Genomic DNA, 1,014 nt, shown 5'->3' with positions numbered 1-1,014 from the left:
GCATTTTACGAACCTGCTGCTCGCGCCATATTCGGCTCACAACCAGTTCATATGAGAAAAAATTTATTTACATACTTAAACCTTAGTTTTAATTGCGGTGCGATAATCGGACCAATTGCAGGAAGTTTCTTACTCCTATTAGATCCGATATATGCTTTCTCTTTAACAGGATTTCTTATGCTGTTATTCGCTTTAATCTTTTACTTACTTAAAAACCACTTCCAAGTCTCTACTGAAAACACGTCTATTGCTTTAGGAATACAGGCAATCTTACAAAATAAAACCTTTCTTTTGTTTTCATTTATTATGATTTTCTTCTACATTATGTTTACTCAGCTTACTGTCGCACTTCCACTTCATATGAAAAACATTAGTCATAGTAACCAGCTCGCTACACTAGTTATTACGATAAATGCAATAACAGGTGTCATATTTATGGTATTATTCCGGAAACTCTTTCATAAATACAACACACTTTCTATTATTAAATACGGTGTTTTATTAATGGGTATTTCCTTTTTACTCATTCCTTTATTCCAACATCCATATTGGCTATTTATTTGTGTAATATTATTTACAATTGGCGAAACACTTGTATTACCTAACGCTGATATCGCTATTGCGAATTACAGTAACGAATCGTATACTGCTACTTATTTCGGATTTTATCAATTATCACTCGCATTTGGTTTTATCATTGGTAATTATACCGGTACATGGTTTACATCAAACTTAAACGGAATGTATACACCATGGCTTATTTTCGGCGGAATAGGACTTATTGGTTTTATTTCACTACATATTTTAAATATTAAAAAAGGGAGCTCTAAAGAGGATATATACCTATGTAATGAGACGAAACATCTTTAACACATTACAATTGAGATGGTACCTTTAGACAATGAAAAATAAAAAAATTCGACCATCATATTTGACAGTCGAATCTTTTTATTTTTCATATTCAAGATGATTATGTCTTTTACAACCAAATAAATAGCAAGCCCCTATATAATC

General features: G+C 31.6%; 1 protein-coding gene. It reads left to right on the top strand.

The window, feature by feature from the left end:
• On the top strand, positions 1-870 hold an 870-nt coding region (locus tag AC1DTM_RS28430; RefSeq protein WP_477001483.1), incomplete at its 5' end, for an MFS transporter.
• Positions 871-1,014 lie beyond the last annotated feature (144 nt).

It is taken from the genome of Bacillus sp. P4_D3 (assembly GCF_056401855.1).
The sequence above is the reverse complement of the archived record's forward strand: the minus strand, read 5'-3'. Positions and strand labels throughout refer to the sequence as shown.